General features: G+C 59.1%; 1 pseudogene. It reads left to right on the top strand.

The window, feature by feature from the left end:
* Positions 1–242: pseudogene (locus DC522_RS33955) on the top strand (heavy metal translocating P-type ATPase); the annotation flags it as partial.

Here is a 242-nt window from a genome sequence, read left to right as displayed (position 1 = left end):
GATGTCGGCATAGCTTTGGCGGCTAGAGGTGGAACCGTTTCATCCGAAGCGGCCGATGTCGTCGTTTTGACCGACAGGCTGCAACTGGTGGCAGAAGCATTGGTGATCGCCAAGCATACGCGGATGATCGCACTTCAGAGCATCGCCGTCGGGCTGGTTCTATCCGGCGCGGCAATGATCTTGGCTGCCTTGGGCATGATTACGCCGGTGGCTGGCGCACTGCTGCAGGAGGGCATTGATGT

It is taken from the genome of Microvirga sp. KLBC 81 (genome assembly GCF_003075415.1).
Lineage (GTDB): Bacteria > Pseudomonadota > Alphaproteobacteria > Rhizobiales > Beijerinckiaceae > Microvirga.
This window is presented reverse-complemented; position numbering and strand designations above follow the sequence as displayed.